This is a genomic window from Sphingomonas sp. ASY06-1R, assembly GCF_052180265.1.
Taxonomy (GTDB): Bacteria; Pseudomonadota; Alphaproteobacteria; order Sphingomonadales; family Sphingomonadaceae; genus Sphingomonas_I.
Genome location: NZ_CP197464.1, coordinates 2,519,260 through 2,538,795, shown reverse-complemented (window position 1 = coordinate 2,538,795; position 19,536 = coordinate 2,519,260). Strand labels below are relative to the sequence as shown.

Here is a 19,536-nt window from a genome sequence, read left to right as displayed (position 1 = left end):
TGACCGGCCGGCCCGTCGGGCGTCAGCGGCTGCTATATTGATCGCAGGCGGGCAGAGCCGCATTGGGCTTGTAACGCCCGCTTGCCGGATCAAAGCGAAACGTGCGGCGATAGGAACAGGCACGATCCTTCACCCAGACGAGGTCGCTCTTCTTGAGTGGCGGCTGGGTCGAGGAATCGACATTGCGCGATGCGCCCCGAGGATAGGATTGCGCGCTGGCAAGGTAGGCCAGTGCCGGAAGGCCGGACTTGGTGGGCTTCACTGCCGTCAACTGACCATCGAACTGATATTCGTCGTGGCAGGCGCCCGCCCGCGCCGTCGCATCCTTGTCGGAGAAGCAGGCGCGGATCATAAGGTCGGTCTTCCACGGCAGGCTCAGCACGCTCCGCGGCGCGCTACCAGGGCGAACAAGAATCAGGCGCAGCGTCGTGATCTCGCCGCCACCCCCAGAATACATGACCGGAGCGCGCATCTCGACCGGAACGAGGGCACTGCCGTCCAACAGGCGCAGAAGATGCGGCACCGGCTTCATTTGGATCGTGTCATCCTGTGCTTCCGGTGACCAGCGCGCCGCCGCCTTGCCTTTCACGGTCACGATCAAGGGTTTGCGCGCCCCTGCCGCTGTGACGCACCAAACTTGATCGCGGCTGCACAGAGCCGTGCCGGCCGATCGCGCGGTGAGAGGTTCGAACCCTGCAATTGCAGGGGCGGTCGCAGCCGTGGCGCCGATCGACAGCGAAGCGGCGATGGGAAGCAAGGTCAGTCGGTACAGACAGTTCATCACGCTGACCCTCATTTCAGCCATTGGACGAGCTTCCAGCATCCAGCGACCCGTGCGAACACATAGGCCTTGGGCTTGCCGATCCTTCGGATCAGCGTCTTGCCGTCGCCTTCGCCGTCGTCCCTCATCAAAGCAGGCTGATACGTCACCTGCCAACCCTCGCCGGGCAGTTTCTTTCTGTCCAACATCAGGTCGATGAGCGGCGTCCCATGCTTCTCCCATCGTTGTGCAGATGCTTCGTCCACATAGTAAAAGTCCATCATCGCGATATCGAACTGGTTGGGGTTTGCGGGGCGCTTGATGCCGGGCCGCGTCGGCGCCGCGAAGGCGCGCTCTTCAACGGTCGGAGCGGAATATTTGCGCCGAACATCGGGGGACCAGATGAATTGGTTAAAGAAGGTGTCGAAGTTGCGTGCCTGGCACGCACTGGCTGCATCCTTCAGATAGGTTGGCGGTTGCACGTCATCCTTGTGCGTTGCCGCGCCAGACGCGGTCGCGAACAATGCCGCAATGAGAGCCGCTTGAATCCTCGTCATCGTTGCTTCCCTTGTTCAGGCCCTGCGCTCGAAGCGCTCGCTGTCGTATCCGAGTGTTACGGCATCCATGAACGTTGTTCAATTAAAATAGTTTCACGCGCGGGGCGACTATGGGGCGTGGAATGGGATGGCGCCTGTGCCGGATCGCTATGATGCATGGAGCTCCACGAAATGACCGAGGTTTCCTTAGGCATAAATTGAACGACGTATAAAATCATTGATCGGCTGTGGTGCGGATGGTAGCGGCCTTAGCAGCGGCAACAGGCGCCGGTGCAGCAAGGCTTCAAACATGACGCGACATTTCCCGAGCGAAGCGGCCAAGGCGGTAAGAACAGGGGAAGCCCTTTGGGTTGCACGCCGCAATAGGATGATGCGGACTTTTGCCGTCTCCATGACCGCGTTAGGCTTGGTCTCGTGCCCGTTAACGGGCGCTATGGCGCAAACGAACGGGACGAGCCCGGCCGCGGCGCCGACCACCGTGCCTGGCATCGCCGAGCTGGCTGTCACGATGCAGCGGGCGAAGGATTTCGATGACGCAGGGCTGCATAAGGACGCGGAGCGACTGTGGCGCGATGCGCTGCAACGGCGCATCGCCTTGCTCGGCCCAAATGTCCCGGAGCTGGCGCCGGCTTATGAGAGGCTCGCCAGCAACCTGGAGGCGCAAGGCCGGTGGCATGACGCCGAACGCTATCGCATGAGCGCCGTTGACGTGCTGGAGAACAACAAGGGCGTCGATCCGACCGAATTGGGCCGGCAAGCATCGCGCCTTGCACGGAATCTCCAAAAGCAGGGGCGGATCGCGGAAGCGGCAACCGTCAGTTATATCGCCTTGTCCGCGCTGCGCCAGAAAGGCGACGACACCGTCGACGCGGCATGGGGCTATAATGGCGTCGGGGCGATCCTGTCTGCCCAGGGCAAATTGGTCGAAGCGGAGCCCTTTTACCGCCGGGCTGTGGAAATACGCCGCGCGCGGCTCGGCGACGGCGATGTCGATACCGCGACCAGCTTTAACAATTATGGCGTGCTGCTCGGGCGGTTGGGGCGGTTAGATGAAGCCGTCCAAATGCTGCGCCTTGCCTTCGATGCCCGGGAGCGCGAAAGTTCCGCGGGCGACCGCACCGCCGAGAGCGCCTTGAACCTAGGGATCACGTTGGATGCCAACGGCCGTTGGGCCGAAGCGACACCGTGGCTGCAAAAGGCGGCCACGATCTGGCGGGCCCGAAAAGCGGAGGCCGATGTGATCGAGGCCGACAATGCGCTTGCAGTCAATCTCGTCCATCTGGGACGTGCGGCGGACGCGGAGCCGACACTTCGGCGCGTGCTGGCCGCGCGGCGGGCGCAGCAGGGGCATGATGCGGCGGCCACGGGTCAGGCTTGGTCCAATCTCGGTGTCACGCTCGACGCGCTGGGGCGCCATCGCGAGGCGCTGTCCGCGCATGACAAGGCACTGGCCATCGCGGTGGCCGGCGGTCCGACACAGTTGCTTTCGGTGGCCGATTATCGCGCCAACCGCGCTGCTTGCTATCAGGCTCTTGGGCGAAAGACGGACGCGATGGCGGAGTATCGGCTGGCGCTGGTCATCTACACTACTGCGCTGGGAGCGGAGGCTCCACGTACGCAGAGCGCCCGCCGGGGAGCGGCCGGTCAGGTGCATGCCGCCAACGACGACAATCCCATCCCTGTGATCGTGCCGCCCGCGCACTGACCGGTGGCGTCTCTCCCGCGCCACGGCTACCTTCGGTCGCCTCGATCCGGCGTGGGGTGGTCTGATCAGATCGCGCGCTCGACCGGTATGGCGGGCGGCACGTGACAATCCGTCGCCGCCGTTGCGATCACGCGCCGACTTTCTTCTTCCGGCATCTCACCGCATAATCTGCCACGGGCCGATCCCCGTCGCCAACGGTCGTCACACTGAGCGTTCCGGCGCGCGCCACATAGTCGAAGCTGCAAAAGCCGAAGCCGGTGCCGCTGCAATCATCCACTTCGGTCATGCCCTGTTTGACCAGATCGGCGATCGCGTAGCTTATCTCGCTTTTGGCGCGCTTATACGCAACCGGCATCCAGCCGTGCCGCGCCAGCAGCTCGCGCGCCTTGGCGATCGGCACGCCGTACAGGTTAGGCACGCGGGCCGTACCGCCGCATGCCGGATCTTCTGCTGCCATCTTGTCGACCGAAATGGCGCGGTCACCCTCGGCATGGACATCGGCAAACGGCTGCGAGAGGAAATCGCCGTCCCATAGCCGTGCACCGTTTGCGCCCTGCTGCTGGATCTTGGCGACGGATCGCCCGGCACCGGGTTTCATCTAGCCAAGCGCGACCAGCTTTTCGCCGCGGAAGAAGCCGACATTTCCGCGCTCAAGCTGGCAAGATCCGCTCGTGCCCGGTTGCATCTTTCCGACGAAGCTAACGGCGCGATAGCCCCCGACCTGCGCCTCGCCCGTCACGGCCCAGCCACGGGCCGCCACCATCCGCGCGGCCGGTGATTTCGCATTGCTCAAAAGGTGCGCACAATTGTCCCGGTCGGCGGCGCTTGCGGGCGCCGGCGGCAGGAGGTCAGCGGGCGTCAGCATCAATGCGGGAATAGCGCTGGCCAAACGCGGCATTGCAGCGATTTGCGCGGTTGCCGCGGCTGGCCGCACCCCCTGCGTGGCCGACGCCCCTTCAGCAGTGGCCGGCGTGGTACCGGCGACGCCAAACAATATCAGGGTCGCCGCGAGTGCCGGCATGGGCCCAGATTGACGTGTCGCAAAGGGGAACGTGCCCAAGATCATCTCCGTTGGCCAATGGCTACGGCAATCGTGGAAATTATATTGAACGCCGTCAATATAATTCGGGGCAGGGCATGCCCACACCTTGGCGATGTGAACCTCGACCAGAGTAGTATTCTCCGGACGCCAGACTCTCCGCATCATCGTCGATGCGCTGAGGAGGGCATATGAAACGTCAAGTCGGTAGCGGAGCCGTGGGCTCGGTCACAATCTTGCCGGCGGCGTTAACGGACCATCAGGAGGTCGACCACCGGGTCGCCAACAGCCTCCAACTGATTTCCGCCTTGCTTTCGCTTCAGGCGCAACGGTCCGCCGATCCCGCTATTTGCGAGGCCCTGACCGCAGCTGTGCATCGCGTGACCGCGATCGGCGCGGTGCATCGCCAGCTCTGCCAATCGGGTTCGCGCGACAACATCGATATCGCCGCCTATCTCGCCGATCTGGCGGTGGGGCTGGAACAGGGCGGCAGGGGCAACCGCAGGCAGCTCTATGTGCATGTCGAGCCCGCCCTGGTGCCGGCGTCCTTTGCCAGTATCGTCGGCATCGTGGTCACCGAGCTGGTGATGAACGCCTTCAAGCACGCCTATGCGCCCGGGGCTTCGGGGGACGTCGATATCTGTCTGTTCTTTCCGTCCGCATCCGAATTCTGGATGGAAGTGCGGGACTATGGGCAGGCCGGCGCCGGCCAGAATGCGCCACCCCGCGGTGGCCTTGGTACGGATATCATCAACGCGATGAGCCACAGGCTGGAGGCGAGCCATCGCCTTACACGAGATAGGTTCGGCATGCGCTTCTCCATGAGCGGAAGGGTCCCGACGGATTGAGCCACTTGCGTGCCGGGCCAATCACCGCTGGCCGAAGCCCGTCTCCTGGGCATGTCCATCACTCGGCTATATCGGCCACGATATCACGCCATGTGCCGATCTTCGCCGCCTCGCCATGAAGACGGCCTTGCTCATCGCGCAATTGCCAGATCGCGGCTTGTTCGATGCGGAAACGCCGCCCGGATTTCGTCACCCTGGTTCCGCTATACGCGGTGGAAAAGCCCTGACGAGCGACCTCCTCGAACAAGCGCGCCCGCTCGGCGCGATCGGCGGGCGCCGCCGAAAGGCGCGATGGTAATCCTATGAACGCGTCCCAGTCATATCCAAACAGCGTCTGCGCCGCCCGATTGGCGTAAATGAACAACGGATCCGGATCGGTATTATGCGCCAGAACCGGGAAGGGTGCTCCGTGATACAGCCAGTCCGCATCGTGCCCCATCGCCAAAGGCCCGTCACCCAGAAGCCGGGCGTAGCTGGCGTTGAGAAGGTCGAACATCATTGGCTCGGACGGGTTCATAACTGTCTCGCTCTGCTCGCGCCGCCAGGGGTCGCCAATCGATGATTCACCGTCACGGCCCTTATGTTTTCATGGTGTTTAATGAACCCCGGCAGACCGGAAATCTCGTCGACCCCAGCGTTTATGAACTGCACCGCGTCGCTGCGATGACCTTTCCGCTACGCATGTAACGGGACACTGGTGGCGTCGCCGCGCCTTCCACAGGCGCAGAGGTGCCGATTTTGCGACGGAATATGCCAGATGTAACTTTTGAGCGGTGTCCCTGTCCGGGTCACAGGTCCTATCTGCGCATCCATCCAGCTAAGAAGGAACCGCCTTGCCAGGATCAGCCGAAAAGCCCGTTGCTATCGTCGGGGGCGGGATTGCAGGGCTTGCGCTGGGGCGGGCGCTGCAGGGGGCACAGATGCCCTTCGTCATCCTCGAACGCAGTGTGGCAGCCGCCGATGCGGGCCTGGCTATCGTCTTGCCGGGTAACGCGATTGCAGCGCTCGGGACGTTGGGGCTGCGCGAGCCGATCGAGCAGCTTGGCTATCCTTTTGGCCGCCGCGAATATCGCACGGCCGGCGACAAACTCTTGTGCGAGATCGACGAAGACGGCTTCTGGGGACCGACGCGACGCCCGCGCACCATCAAGCGTTCGGCGCTTCTCGCCATGTTGGCGGAAGGACTGCCGGGCGGTGCGGTTCGACGCGAGACCGAATTGCGCGTTGCGGAGATAGGGGCGGAATGCACCACGCTTCGGCTGGCCAACGGCGAAAGCCTCGACACGTCGCTCCTTGTCGGCGCGGACGGTGTTAATTCGACCGTACGGAAACAGATGTTCACGGCGGCAGCGGCGGTTAAGCCCGCTCTGCTTGCTCAGGCCAGCTGGCGTTTCATGGCCCCTAATCCGGGCGTAGACTGCTGGACACTGTGGGCCGGCGCGGAGGGCATGGTGCTGCTGGTGCCGGTGTCCCGGGATGAAGTGTATGGATGGGCGGCGATGACCCGCCCGCAACCGGATGTCAGTTCGAACAAGTCCCTTACAAGGTTGATCCAGAACTTCCCGACACGGGTACAACAGGCCGTGACGTACGCCATATCCGGGCAAGGCAGGCTACATTGGTCTCCGCTGGAACAGGTCACGCTCGACCTTTGGCATCAAGGGCGGGCGGTGTTGATCGGCGATGCCGCGCATGCTTTGGCGCCGGTGTGGGCGCAAGGCGCGGCCCTTTCCATGGAAGATGCGATCATATTGGCGCGGTCGCTCGGCCGTCATGCGGGAGTCGCAGCGGCATTGTCCGCGTACGAAGCCGAACGGCGACCGCGCGTGGAGCATGTGCAGCGAATGACCGACGCGATGTCAAAGGCCGGCAAATTGCCGCCGTTCGTCCGTAACATCCTTTTGCCGATGATCGGACCCAAGCGCTATCGCCAGACCTATGAGCCTCTTAAGGTTTCAATAGCCTGAGCCTGGATCCCTTGCTTTCGCGCCGACCTGCTTGCCCCAAGGGCTGCTTGCGGTAGGGAGGGGCGATGACGGACAATTCGGCAATCGAACGGGCTTTTGATCTGGCGAGATCGGGCCACTATCGCAGCGTTTCGGAAGTCGTCCGTCGCTTGCCGGCGCAGGATCGGGCCGCGGTGGAGGCCTATCTGGCGCAGCCGTCCGCCCGACGAGAGCTGATTCTGATCTGCAGCGACGCCTGGCTCGCCGCCGGCTGACGGCCTGCTCCGCTGCACCCACCTCGCCGCGCGGAGCGGTCGTTCAGTGGGTGCGAGCGGATCCGGTACGTATCGGCGCGTTAGAAGCGGTACCCGATCGTGCCTTGCACGGTCCTGCGGCTGCCATACCAGCACCAGGCGTAATTGGCGTAACAGGACGTCAGATACTTCTTGTTGAAGATATTGGTCGCGTTGACCGAGACGCTGACGCCACGCAGGCTGTCCGACACGCCACCCAGGTCATAGCGCGCGAGCGCATCGAACAGCGTATAGGATGGGGAGTAACGCGCTATCCCGTCGGTCGGTGCGATGCCGGCATAGACTTTCGCGACATGGCGGACGGCCCCGCCCAGCGCCAGCCCTTCCAGCGGTCCTCCCTTCGGTGACCATTCCAGATTGGCCGACAGATTGCCGCGTCCTGCGGTTTCCAGCGATTTGCCGACCCGCGCCGCGTCCGCATCCTCCAGCACCTTCACCCGCTGGCGGCTGAATGCCAGCCGTCCGTTGAAGCCATAGGGCAGGGGCATTGTCGCCTCCACCTCGACCCCGGTGGATCGTACCTTGCCCGATTGGAAAGCGATAAACGTGAGCGGGTTGGACGTCACAACATCATTCTGAATGATGCGAAACCAGGCCGCGGTGAGGAGGATGTCGGTCCCCGGAACCTGATATTTGGCACCGGCTTCCAGCTGTTTGCCGGTCGACGGTTTGGCGAGCCCGGTGGTGCCGTCCGGATTGGTAACGATCGACGTCTGCGGCTGGAACGACGTGGCATAGGAGATATAGGGGGCAAGCCCCATATCGAGCATATAGAGCGCGCCGGCGCGCCAGGTGAACTTCCGGTTCTTCTGCGCGTCGGGCAGAACGGTGTCCTGCGCCGTGGTGCCTGATCCATTGGCGATGCGCGTCCAGTCTTCACGCCCGCTCAGGGTCACCCGCAGCCCGCCCCAGGAGAGTTCATCCTGCGCATAGACCCCCTGCTGAAGAGCGCGCACATTGTAATAGCCCGTTGGACTTAGAACTTGCTCAGGAGTTTGAGGAACGGTCACGGTTCCATAGACCGGCGCATAAACATCGATCGAAGGCGCCGTGCCGAAAGCGTACAACTCGCGCGCATGCAGCAGCTGGCGATCATAGCCGATCAGGATATTGTGCGTGATCGGTCCGGTCTGGACGCTGCCGGTAAGCTGATTGTCGTAAGTCCAGGCGTTGAGCCTTTCGCGCGTCGCATAGCTGGCCCGCGAATAGAGGCGCTGCGTCGTATCCAGCGGGTCCAGCCCACCGGAGGCGTAGATCAGTCCGAGCTTCGATGTAACGCGCTGCAGGCGCCCGGAGGCACGGAACGCCCAGTCGCCGTTGAACCGATGGGTAAAGATGTACGTCCCACCGGCCTGCTCGCGCTGATAGCGATTGCCGCTTTCGCCGCCATCGAACTTGCTGCTGATCCTGCCATTCGGATTGGGGATCAGCGTTCCCAGCGACGGGAACACGCCATAGGTGCCGTTATACGGATCGTGCGAATAATTGCCGAGCAACGTCAGCGATGTCTTGCCGCCCGCACCAAGCGTCACCGCGCCCGAAACCGTCTGCCGCTCCCGCTTGCCGAATTTCTGCTGGGTGTCGGCGCCATTGGCGCTGCCATAAAGGCGCCAGAGTACGCCGGGCGCCGCGCGTCCGCCGATATCCGCATCTACCCGGTACAGATTGAAGGTGCCGTAGGTGCCGGCGGTGGCGCCATAGAGGTCGCGGTCGAGCGGAAGCTTGCTCGACTGGGCGACAATGCCGCCTGGGGTCGACTGACCGTAAAGCGTTGACGCCGGGCCTTTGACGACTTCGATCCGATCCAATCGGGAGATGTCGGTCTGGGCGGAGGCATAGCCGGTCGGGCTGGTAAACTGGCGCAGCCCGTCCAGATAAATGAGGGCGTCGAAACCGCGCAGTTTGAAGAGATCGTAAATCTCCTCGCTCGCGCCGCGCTGTTCCGGTGTGACACCGGCGACATAGCGCAGGGCCTGGTTGAGATTCTGCAGGCCCAGCCCGGCAATTTCGGAGGCGCTGATGACCGAGATCGACTGCGGCGTCTCGGCGAGCGGAATGCTGCTCTTGGTACCGGCACTGACTTCGTTGACCGGGCGCGCTCCCGTCACGACGATAACGCCGGTATCCTGATCCGCTTCTGCCGCTACGTCGGCGGCGTGAAGAGGCGCGGTAGCCAGAACGGTGGATGCCAGCAACCAACGCAAACCGTAGATCTTCATCGTTTTCGAGTCTCCCTGAGGAGGCTCCGGTAGATCAGTTGATAATGACTATCAATAGCCGCTTGCTGCGTCGGGCGCGTCAATGGCGAGTGAGCGCCGACCGGACCGAGGGGTTACCAGTTGAACAAGGTCCCGTCTTCCAGGCGGTTCACGGGCAGGAAAGCGCGCTTGTAGGGGTATTGGGCGGCCAGCACTTCGTCGAGATCGACGCCGAGACCCGGCTTGTCGCCGGGATGCATCAGCCCGTCGGAGAAGCTGTAGGCGTGGGGGAAGACCGCATCCGTCTCGGCCGTGTGGCGCATATATTCCTGCACCCCGAAGTTCGGCACCGAGATGTCGAAGTGGAGCGCGGCCGCCATGCAGACCGGCGACAGATCGGTCGCGCCATGGCAGCCGGTGCGCACCTGATAGAGATCGGCGAGCGCCGCGATCCGGCGCAGATGGGTGATGCCGCCGGCATGGACCACGGTCGCGCGGATATAGTCGATCAGCTGGTTCTCGATCAGGCCCTTGCAGTCCCAGATCGAATTGAAGATCTCGCCGACCGCCAGCGGCGTGGTCGTGTGCTGGCGAATGAGACGGAAGGCGTCCTGATTCTCGGCCGGCGTCGCATCCTCCAGCCAGAAGGGACGATAGGGCTCGAGATCCTTGCCCAGCCGGCCCGCCTCGATCGGGGTCAGGCGGTGGTGGGTGTCGTGCAGCAGATGCACGTCCCAGCCCAGCGCCTCGCGCGCGGCCGCGAACAAGGGCACAACCGAGCGCATATATTTCTCGGTCGACCAGACATTCTCGGTCGGCAGATCGGCATCGGCCGGCTCGTAGAAATAGCGATCCTTGGACACGCCATAGGTGGAGGCGAGGCCGGGTACGCCCGACTGGATGCGGATCGCCTTATAGCCCTGCTCCTTATAATGGAGCGCATTGTCGATCGTCTCGGCAATGTCCTTGCCGTTGGCATGGCCATAGACCATCGCCCCTTCGCGGCTGGCCCCGCCGAGCAGCTGATAGACGGGCAGATTGGCGATCTTGCCCTTGATGTCCCACAAGGCGGTATCGACCGCGGCGATTGCGGACATCGTCACCGGTCCGCGCCGCCAGTAGGCACCCTTGTACAGATACTGCCAGATATCCTCGATCCGGTGCGCGTCGCGCCCGATCAGGCAGGGCACGACATGATCCTCCAGATAGGACACGACCGCCAGTTCGCGGCCGTTGAGCGTCGCGTCGCCGAGGCCGTACACGCCCTCATCCGTCTCGATCTTCAGCGTCACGAAATTACGCCCCGGGCACGTCACGATGACGCGGGCAGATGTGATCTTGGGCACAGGCTCTTCCTACATTGGATGGGGTATCCGCCGCCGCTCTGGTAAGGCGCGCTAGGGGTATTCAATCGACGCTGAACATCTTTCGCCTGGCCTGCATCTTCTCATTCAACAGCGCAGCCTCGCGGACTTCCGTGGCGACGATCAATTCTTCAAGCACACGGGTGAGATGTCCTCGCATTGCCGCCCGCGCCGCATTTGCATCTCTGGTTGCCAGGGCGTTGATGATATCGCGATGCTCGCCGATGCGTGGCACGACCCCGGCGTCATGCGCTTTGTCCGCAAGAAGCTGCTGCTGCGGTGACGCGAAGCGCGCTTCCCATAAAGCTTCGACCGATGAGATTATGGCACTGTTCTGCGTGATGCGTGCGATCGTGAGATGGAATGTCCAGTCGGCATGCTCGGCGCTGACGAAGTCGTCCCCCGCTGCTATCATCTCGGCAAGTATGGCATTGAGGTTTTCGACATCCTGATCCGTCATGCGCTCCGCAGCGAGGGCACATGCTTCGCCTTCGATTGCGCGGCGTGCTTCCAGCAACTCAAACGGCCCGACCCCCTGGATCGCCGGCTTGCCCAATCGACGCGTCTGCGTCCGCACATAGACACCCGAACCCACCCGTACCTCTACCAGCCCATCGACTTCCAGCGCGATGATCGCCTCGCGAATGGTGGGGCGCGAAACATCGTAGGAAAGAGATAGCTCGCGCTCGGACGGCAAACGATCGCCAACTTTGTAGCCGCCGCTCCGGATCAGTCCCGCAATACGTTCCGCGAGTTGAGCGTATAGACGCGTCGTTGCTGCTTTTCCCGCCGTGCCAGCGCTGAACTCTGCACTCGCCACCATTAACGATCTACTCCTTGTTTGATGCGCAAGTTATCTGACCAATCGCCCGGGAACAACCCATCCGCTGGCTTGACAGATATGCTGAGAAGCTAGCATACCATTTGTCTGAGCAATCGCCCAGGGAGGCGATGCCAGACGGGGGAGGATAGCGATGACATCATGCAGTCGTGCGCACGCGTTTCGTGTAACTTTGTTGGTTGCTGCAGCGACAGCCGCCTTGGGTGCAGTTCCGGGCTTTGCACAGGCCGGGACTGCGGGGCAGGCGGCTCCAGGGGCACTGCCAGACGCTATCTCGACGGGCGGTGATACCTCGGCTGAGGTGGTGGTCACGGGCTATCGCAACAGCCTCGCGCAGGCCACGAACGCAAAGCGGCAATCCAGCAATTTCAGCGACTCGATCTTTGCCGAAGATATCGGCAAGTTTCCGGACACGAACATTGCGGAATCTTTCAACCGCATTCCCGGTATCACAATTACCCGTGATATCACGGGTGAAGGTACCAATGTCGCCATTCGCGGTCTGGGCTCGAACTTCACCAACGTGACCTTGAATGGCGCACCCATTGCGGTGGCATCGTCCGGCGCGACCGATGCGCAAGGGACGGATCGCTCGGTCGATCTTAGCTTTTTTCCGACCGATCTTTTCACGAAGCTGACGGTTAACAAAAGCTACTCGCCAGACCTGCTGGAAGGGGGCGCCGCCGGCAATATCGACATACGTTCGGCTCGCCCGTTCGATCGCAATTCCTCTTATCTCGCCTATAATCTGCAGGGTGCGAAATTTTCCGGTACCGACAAACTCGGCGCGCGCGGATCGCTCATTGGCAGCTGGCACAACGATACGATCGGCATTCTCGCGGGCGTCTCAGGTCAGCGCTTCCACACGCGCACCAGGGGCTTCGAAACGATTGGCTATACCAATCCGGCTTTATCGGCAGCGCAGTGCGGTGCGGCTACGGGATGCAACGCAACCGGTGGCGGTAACTGGACGATCCCTGCGACCGTCCCGGTAGGCGCGGGAGCGGGCCTGGTGCCCGGTACCGTGATCGATCAGGCTTTCCTTCTTGCGCACAATCCGGGCGTCACCATTCAGCAGCTCGATAATGGATTGATCCCTCGGCTCGGACGTCCATCGGACCAGCGCGGATCACGCGATCGCATCAATGGCGTGGTCAGCGTCGAATGGCGGCCCAGCGACGAACTGCATTTCTATGTCGATGGCATGTACGGCTATAAGCATAACGACCTGATCCGCGAAGACATGGCCTGGATCGGTCGCAACGGATCGGTAATCCCGCTCAATCTGAAGTTCGACAAGTCGGACTGCAGCGCTGGCTGCACGGTTACCTCGGGTACCTTTGCCAACGCGCAATTCTTCGATGAATTCCGTCCTTATATCGAGACGACACGGCTCTGGAACGTCAATCCTGGCCTTGAATATCAGATGGCGGAAAACCTGAAGCTGACGCTGCAGGGCAATTACGGGAAAAGCCGCTTCCACCGAGAAAGCCCAACCGTTGGCCCGACCACGCCCCTGGGTGTTGGGAATACGGTGACCTATACCAATGATGGCGGGATCCCGACGATCAAGAGCGATCTCGATCTGAACGACCCGAACAACTTCGGCTGGAACACCCAGGCCCGATTGAACCTGCAGGATGAAAGACGGCGCTATCGTAACAAGGGCGTACGTGGTGATCTTACGTGGGGCGGCCAGCCGCTGAACCTCAAGGTCGGGGGTGCTTATGACGACGTGCAGCGCCGTATTCGCGGTTACGATAATACAGGCCCATGGCAGAATGCCGCCTGCGGCAACAATCCGAGCGTCACGCTGCCGTCTCCGAACGGCCAGCCACCCTGTCAGGGCCTGAGCGTCGTAGGCGCCGCGCCGGCCGGTTATCCGACCTATCCGGGCTTTGGCACCGGCTATACCGCCGGACAGACCGGCCCTGTCACCTATGCAGGGTCACTGGTGCCGAATTCGGCTTTCCCAACCTATCTGGTGCCGGGACCCGCCGGGTTCGTAACAGTCGATTTCAAGAAGTTTGCCGCCGCCACCAATTACGACGAGTTCCACGCCAATGCGCCCGATAGCGGTGGCGCGAACACCGGTGCCAGCGGCGGCCTGATCCGCGAGCAGATCAAGGCCGCTTTCGCGCTTCTCAGCGGTATTCAGTCGCTGGGCGGCAACGATCTGCGATTTGGCTTCGGCGTGCGGTATGTGGATACGAAACAGACGATCGCCGGGCGTGTCTCGCTGCCCGATCCGCGTAATGCCACCAGTGGCGGCGGCACATTGCCCGACGGCAGCCGCTATCCGAATCTGGTGTCGGAGGTGCGGACCGACAACAGCTATTCACGCTGGTTGCCGGCCGCAAACCTGGCTTACAATATCGGGGAACACGCAGTCGCCCGTGCGGCTTATTCGAAGACGATGACCCGGCCCGATCCTGCGGCGCAGTTGCCGGGCGTGTCGTTTGGTGCCCCGTCGGCGGATCAGGCCGGCATCGGTAATCCTGCGCTCAAGCCCTATATTTCCGACAATCTCGATCTTGGATTTGAATATTATACGGGCCGGGAAGGGGTGATCAGCTTCAACGCGTTCCGCAAGTCGATCCAGGGTTTTACGAACCAGTTCGTGACGACGGTGCCGTTCTTGTCCCTGTCGCAATATGGCATCACCTACGACACGCTGAACCCGACGCAGCAAACCGCGATCAACCTGCGCGGTGGTCCCACCGTCGCCCAGGTCCAGGTGACCTCGCAGGTCAATGTGCCGGAGCGGCTGAAGATCAACGGCCTTGAATTCCAGTGGGTACAGCCGTTGGATTTCGTCACCAAGCTGATTGGCGTGACCGGCTTCGGCTTCAACGCCAATGCTACGATCGTCGACCAGACCAGCAAGGGCGCGGCTCAAGCTTATGGCGTGGCGCCACGTACCTACAACGCCACGATTTATTATGAAAATCATGGCGTAATGCTGCGCGTTTCCACCACCTATCGGAAGGGCTCGCAGAGCAGCGGCGCTAATCAGAATGGCATTACCGCCGCTGCCTTGTTCAACGACAGCTATCAGCAATATGATTTCTCGTCCGCCTTCGATCTGGACAAATTGCTAGGCATCAAGAACGCGCCGCAGCTGACGATCAACGTCGCCAACTTCACGAATGAGAAGCTGCGCTCCTACTTCCAATATTCCAATGCAACCTTCACCCAATATCGGCCGGGCCGTCAGGTCTTGATCGGTCTGCGCGGGAGTTTCTGACGATATGCGGCACTGGTTTCGCTCTTCCGGCGAACTCTCTCGCCAGAAGGGCGGAACCACCAAGATAGCGTGTTCGACGGCACGACGGCCATTCCCGCCCGCGCGGGCAGGGGGGATCGCTGCCAAGCGAGTGCTGGCCAGCCTTTTTCTGCTGGCCGGGGCTGCGTTGACCGCCATTCCCGCGCGTGCAGCCGGCAGCGCCATGTCGGCAACGATCGAGACGTCGAGGCCGGGCGATCCGATCGATCGGCATATCTATGGGCAATTCGCCGAACATCTCGGTCGCGGCATATATGAGGGTATCTGGGTCGGCCCCGACAGCAAAATCCCGAACGTGCAGGGCTACCGCCTCGATGTCGTCAATGCGCTGAAGCGTCTCCACGTGCCCGTGATCCGTTGGCCCGGTGGGTGCTTCAGCGAAGTCTATGACTGGCGGGACGGTATCGGCCCGCGCGCCAAGCGCCCCGTTCGCACGCGGATGAACTGGGACGATGTCATCGACACCAACCAGTTCGGCACGCACGAATTTCTCAATTTTGCTGAGATGATCGGCGCCGATGCTTATGTTTCCGGCAATGTCGGGTCGATGACGCCGCGTGATATGCAGCTGTGGCTGGAATATATGACGGCCGATAACGCGTCGACACTGGCGCAGGAGCGACGCGCAAATGGCCGGGCGAAGCCATGGACGATCAAATATTTCGGCATCGGCAATGAGACGTGGGGCTGCGGCGGCAACATGCGGCCGGATTACGCCGCCGATGTGAGCGCCCGCTATTCCGCCTTCGTCAAAGCGCCCAAGGCGATGAACATGGTGCGCGTGGCCAGCGGCGCCAGCGTGCAGGGCGGTGGCGATTATGAAGCCTTCACCGAAGCGATGATGCGCCATCGCGGCGAGACCGAGGCGCTGAGCTTCCATTATTATGCAATGCCGATGGGGCGCCCGAAGAACGTCGATATCGGCTTCGACGAGGCATCCTGGGCCGACACGATCGAACTGGCGCGCCTGATGGAGCCGCAATTGTCGCGGGTCGAGGCGATCATGGATCGCTATGATCCCGATCGGCATGTGCCTCTGTTCGTGGATGAATGGGGCACCTGGTATCGCCTGCCGCCCGATGCGAAGCCCGGCGAGCATCATTATCAGCAGAACACGATGCGCGACGCGCTGGTCGCCGCGATCACGTTGAACATCTTCCACCGCCATACCGCCCGCGTGAAGATGGCGAACATCGCGCAGATGGTGAACGTCCTGCAGGCGATGATCCTTACCGACGGGCCGCGGATGCTCCTGACGCCGACCTATCATGTGTTCGACATGTATCAGCCGTTCATGGGCGCCACGCCTTATCCGGTGAAGGTGACGACGCCGGATTATGAATTTGCCGGACACAAGATGCCGACGGCCGATGTGTCTGCGGCGCGCGGCACTGACGGCCGAATCCATCTGTCTCTGGTCAATGTCGATCCGCACAAACCGGTTACGATCATGACCAATTTGCGCGGGACCGCTTCCGGCCAGCTTCTGACCGCAGCGGCGATGGACGCCCGCAACACGTTCGACGCGCCGAACACGGTGGTGCCGAGATCTTTCCGGGGCAGCGCCGCCGACGGCCGTCTGACCTTCACCCTCCCTGCCAAATCGGTGGCGGTCGTTACCGTCACCGAATGATCGAGAAGAGCCATTGATGCTGACCCGCCGCGAGACGATGATGGCCGGCCTTGCGAGCGGTTTGTTGCCCACCGCGTTGGCAGGCGCCGTACGCTTCGACCGCGCCGGACCGGGCTTCGACATTGCCGGGGCGCAGGGGCGGATCACGCCGATCCTGATCGATCCTCGCGATCTGGCGGGTGTACGCCGCGCGGCGGCCGATCTGGCGCAGGACATCGGACGGGTCACCGGCACCGATGCCGCCTTGCTGACGGACCCGGCCGCCGCGGCAAAGCGCGTGATTATTGTCGGATCGATCGAGAAGAGCGCGCTGGTGCAGGATCTTGTCCGGCGCGGCAAAATCGATGCCGCCGCACTTCGCGGCACATGGGAAGCCTATCAGATCACGACCGTGCGCAATCCGCTGCCTGGCGTGCAGGAAGCGCTTGTTATCGCCGGCAGCGACAAGCGCGGCACGATCTACGGCATTTACGATCTCTCGCACCGGATCGGCGTGTCGCCCTGGTATTGGTGGGCCGATGTGCCGGTGGTTCGGCGCAGTGTCGTGCGCGTCCAATATGGCCACTATGTCCAGGGATCACCTGCCGTGAAATATCGCGGTATTTTCCTGAACGACGAGGCACCCTGCCTGTCTGGCTGGACGACTGAAACGTTCGGCGGGATGAATTCCAAATTCTACGGGAAATTGTTCGAGCTGATGCTGCGGCTGCGGGCCAACTACCTGTGGCCGGCCATGTGGAACAACGCCTTCGCCGAGGATGATCCGGCCAACCCGATCCTGGCTGACGAATATGGGATCGTCATGGGCACGTCCCACCATGAGCCGATGGCGCGCGCACACAAGGAGTGGACCGACCGCAAGAATCGCCTGGGCAATGGCGAATGGAATTACGCTACCAATCGTACCGCCATCCGCCAGTTCTTCCGCGAAGGGATCGAACGCAATGGCGACAAGGAAGCGGTCATCACGGTCGGCATGCGCGGGGACGGGGACGTGGCCCTGGCCAGCAGTGGGGGGCTGAAATCCGATATCCAGCTGCTGGAGACCATCATCGCCGATCAGCGAGCGATCCTCACCGACGTTCTGCATAAGCCGGCGGCGAGCGTGCCCCAAGTCTGGGTGCTGTTCACCGAAGTGCTCAAATATTATGAAGGCGGGCTGCAATTGCCGGCCGACGTGACGCTGATGTTCACCGACGATAATGTCGGAAATCTGCGCCGGCTGCCCACCCCGGCGGAGCGGGCAAGCCGATCAGGCGGCTTCGGCGTCTACTTCCACATGGACATGCATGGTGGGCCTTTCTCCTACCAATGGATCAACAGCAATCCGCTGCCCAAGATCTGGGAACAGATGAACCTCGCTCACGAATATGGCGCGAACCAGATCTGGATCGCCAATGTCGGCGATCTGAAGCCGCTGGAACTGCCGATCGAATTCTTCATCGCGATGGGCTGGGATCCGGCAGCGGTCAGCAATGACAAAATCGGCGGTTGGACGCGCGATTGGGCCGCACATGCCTTTGGCGAAGAGCATGCCGAGGAAGTCGCCTTCCTGGTGTCGCGCTACGCCAAATATAATGCTTGGCGGAAACCCGAGCAATTGAGGCCTGACACGTTCAGTCTGGCCAATTATCGCGAGGCGGAACGGGTCTGGGACGCGTGGGAGGAATTGGCAGTCCGGGCGCAGGCGCTGCAGGAGAAGCTGACCCAGGATCGGCGCGATGCCTATTTCCAGCTTGTCCTTTATCCCGTCCTGGCCTGCGCCAACCTGGCCCAGATGTATATCGCGGCGGCGCGCAACCAGCGTTTCGCGGAGCAGGCGCGCGCCAGCACCAATGCCGAAGCGGATGAGGTGCGCCGCCGTTTCGCACGCGATGCGGCGCTGCGCGATGTCTACAATCACACGATGGCTGGCGGGAAATGGAACCACATGATGGACCAAACCCATATCGGCTATTTCGACTGGTACCCGCCCGAGCGCGACATCATGCCGCCGGTCACGCATATCGATGTGCCGAACGATGATAGTTTCGGGGTGGCGGTGGACGGCGATGCGCGCACCTGGCCTGGCTTCTATCTTCCGCCGGCGCTGCCGCAGTTGGACAGCTTGACTGCCCAACCGACCTTCATTGACGTATTCCCGCGCGGCGCCCACCCGATTGCCGCCTCGGTGGAATGCGACCGACCTTGGGTGCGCATTCATTCCGCCAAGGCGTTCGGCACGGGCGCCGCGGATCGCCGCTACTGGATTGATGTCGATTGGTCGCGCGCGCCGATCGGCAAGTCCCAGACCTATGTCGTGGTTCGCGACAGCAAGACCAGCGTGAAAATCAAGCTTGATCTGGTCCGCGCGAGCCAAACTCAGGAACGCGCCGCCCGTGGCGCCTTTGGCGGGTTCGCGCCGGCCTTCGCCATTGCTGCCGACGGCTTCGCCCGCAACGTGACGACGTCGCGGGCGCAATGGCAGGCGATCCCGGATTTCGGACGGGTCGCGACGGCGATGGGGATCGCGCCCGTGACAGCCGCATCGTTCGATGACCCGGGTCAGGCGCCCCGGCTCGAATATCCCGTCTTCCTGGCCGAGGCGGGTGCATATCGCATAGACTTGGTGACGGGGCCGACGCTTCAGGTGAACCCGGCGCGTCCATTGGCCGTCGCTATCTGGCTGGATGACGAAACGCCGTTAGTCCAATCCGTCTTCACGCCGGAGCACCGCGCCGATCAGGATTTCCTGGGCGCCGCGCATGCGGCCAACGTCAGCGCCAATGCCAGGACGATGTCCTTCACGTTGCGCGCGGATCAGCCGGGCCGGCATCGGCTGAATGTCGCGATGGTCGATCCGACGATCGTGATCCAGTCGATCATCGTATCGCGCGGCGATCTGCCCAAAAGCTATTTCGGGCCGCCGTTGGCGAAGACGGATCGCGCGGCCGAAACACTCCTTGGAGTGCCAAGGGCCTAGGGTCGTTTTCTGATTGATAGAATCGAGGGGATTCCCTTTTTGCGTTCGTTTTGATTCAACGCTCTTGTTGGGTTGAGGAGGGA

15 protein-coding genes are annotated in these 19,536 nt (G+C 62.2%); 7 read left to right on the top strand and 8 right to left on the bottom strand.

All coding sequences use genetic code 11. The features are described 5' to 3' along the window. Nucleotides 1-22: 22 nt before the first annotated feature. Nucleotides 23-805 carry a hypothetical protein gene (locus ACSBM8_RS12180; RefSeq protein WP_442678284.1) on the bottom strand — a complete coding sequence of 261 codons (783 nt, stop codon included), beginning with the start codon at nt 803-805 and terminating at the stop codon, nt 23-25. After that, entirely contained in the window at nt 793-1,317 is a 525-nt protein-coding gene (locus ACSBM8_RS12175) for a hypothetical protein (RefSeq protein ID WP_442678283.1), read from the bottom strand. The genes ACSBM8_RS12180 and ACSBM8_RS12175 overlap by 13 nt, the downstream gene beginning before the upstream one ends. A 433-nt stretch (nt 1,318-1,750) precedes the next feature. On the opposite strand from ACSBM8_RS12175, the gene ACSBM8_RS12170 reads away from it, so the two are divergent. Next, nucleotides 1,751-3,022 (top strand): tetratricopeptide repeat protein, encoded by a 1,272-nt coding sequence (locus tag ACSBM8_RS12170; RefSeq protein ID WP_442678282.1) that lies wholly within the window; start codon nt 1,751-1,753, stop codon nt 3,020-3,022. 127 nt (nt 3,023-3,149) lie between these two features. On the opposite strand, the gene ACSBM8_RS12165 is transcribed toward ACSBM8_RS12170, so the two are convergent. Both ACSBM8_RS12165 and ACSBM8_RS12160 read right to left on the bottom strand, forming a co-directional pair. Further along, on the bottom strand, nt 3,150-3,620 hold the full coding sequence (locus ACSBM8_RS12165; RefSeq protein ID WP_442678281.1) for a hypothetical protein: 471 nt from the start codon (nt 3,618-3,620) through the stop codon (nt 3,150-3,152). Continuing rightward, nucleotides 3,621-4,043: a hypothetical protein gene (locus ACSBM8_RS12160; RefSeq protein WP_442678280.1), complete on the bottom strand. Its 423-nt coding sequence runs from the start codon at nt 4,041-4,043 to the stop codon at nt 3,621-3,623. Nucleotides 4,044-4,252: 209 nt separating this feature from the next. On the opposite strand from ACSBM8_RS12160, the gene ACSBM8_RS12155 reads away from it, so the two are divergent. Then, nucleotides 4,253-4,909, top strand: a complete 657-nt coding sequence (locus ACSBM8_RS12155) for a sensor histidine kinase (RefSeq protein ID WP_442678279.1) — start codon at nt 4,253-4,255, stop codon at nt 4,907-4,909. Between the two features lie 58 nt (nt 4,910-4,967). Here ACSBM8_RS12155 and ACSBM8_RS12150 read toward each other — a convergent pair whose 3' ends face one another. Further along, nucleotides 4,968-5,426 carry an MEKHLA domain-containing protein gene (locus ACSBM8_RS12150; RefSeq protein ID WP_442678278.1) on the bottom strand — a complete coding sequence of 153 codons (459 nt, stop codon included), beginning with the start codon at nt 5,424-5,426 and terminating at the stop codon, nt 4,968-4,970. Nucleotides 5,427-5,742: 316 nt separating this feature from the next. On the opposite strand from ACSBM8_RS12150, the gene ACSBM8_RS12145 reads away from it, so the two are divergent. Then, a complete protein-coding gene (locus ACSBM8_RS12145; protein ID WP_442678277.1) occupies nt 5,743-6,876 on the top strand; it encodes an FAD-dependent monooxygenase in 1,134 nt (377 codons plus the stop codon). A 65-nt stretch (nt 6,877-6,941) separates the two neighbouring features. Beyond that, on the top strand, nt 6,942-7,130 hold the full coding sequence (locus ACSBM8_RS12140; protein WP_442678276.1) for a hypothetical protein: 189 nt from the start codon (nt 6,942-6,944) through the stop codon (nt 7,128-7,130). A gap of 80 nt (nt 7,131-7,210) precedes the next feature. Here ACSBM8_RS12140 and ACSBM8_RS12135 read toward each other — a convergent pair whose 3' ends face one another. The 3 genes from ACSBM8_RS12135 to ACSBM8_RS12125 form a co-directional block, all read right to left on the bottom strand. Next, nucleotides 7,211-9,388, bottom strand: coding sequence for a TonB-dependent siderophore receptor (locus ACSBM8_RS12135; protein ID WP_442678275.1), 2,178 nt, complete (start codon nt 9,386-9,388; stop codon nt 7,211-7,213). A 113-nt stretch (nt 9,389-9,501) separates the two neighbouring features. Further along, nucleotides 9,502-10,713 carry a D-mannonate dehydratase ManD gene (gene manD, locus ACSBM8_RS12130; RefSeq protein WP_442678274.1) on the bottom strand — a complete coding sequence of 404 codons (1,212 nt, stop codon included), beginning with the start codon at nt 10,711-10,713 and terminating at the stop codon, nt 9,502-9,504. 61 nt (nt 10,714-10,774) lie between these two features. Further along, nucleotides 10,775-11,554, bottom strand: coding sequence for a FadR/GntR family transcriptional regulator (locus ACSBM8_RS12125; protein WP_442678273.1), 780 nt, complete (start codon nt 11,552-11,554; stop codon nt 10,775-10,777). 151 nt (nt 11,555-11,705) lie between these two features. Here ACSBM8_RS12125 and ACSBM8_RS12120 point away from each other — a divergent pair, with 151 nt between their 5' ends. The 3 genes from ACSBM8_RS12120 (at nt 11,706) to ACSBM8_RS12110 (ending at nt 19,453) form a co-directional block, all read left to right on the top strand. Beyond that, nucleotides 11,706-14,819, top strand: a complete 3,114-nt coding sequence (locus ACSBM8_RS12120; protein ID WP_442678272.1) for a TonB-dependent receptor — start codon at nt 11,706-11,708, stop codon at nt 14,817-14,819. Nucleotides 14,820-14,949: 130 nt separating this feature from the next. Beyond that, nucleotides 14,950-16,491, top strand: coding sequence for an alpha-N-arabinofuranosidase (locus ACSBM8_RS12115; protein ID WP_442678271.1), 1,542 nt, complete (start codon nt 14,950-14,952; stop codon nt 16,489-16,491). Between the two features lie 16 nt (nt 16,492-16,507). After that, nucleotides 16,508-19,453: a glycosyl hydrolase 115 family protein gene (locus tag ACSBM8_RS12110; RefSeq protein ID WP_442678270.1), complete on the top strand. Its 2,946-nt coding sequence runs from the start codon at nt 16,508-16,510 to the stop codon at nt 19,451-19,453. The last annotated feature ends 83 nt before the right edge of the window (nt 19,454-19,536 follow it).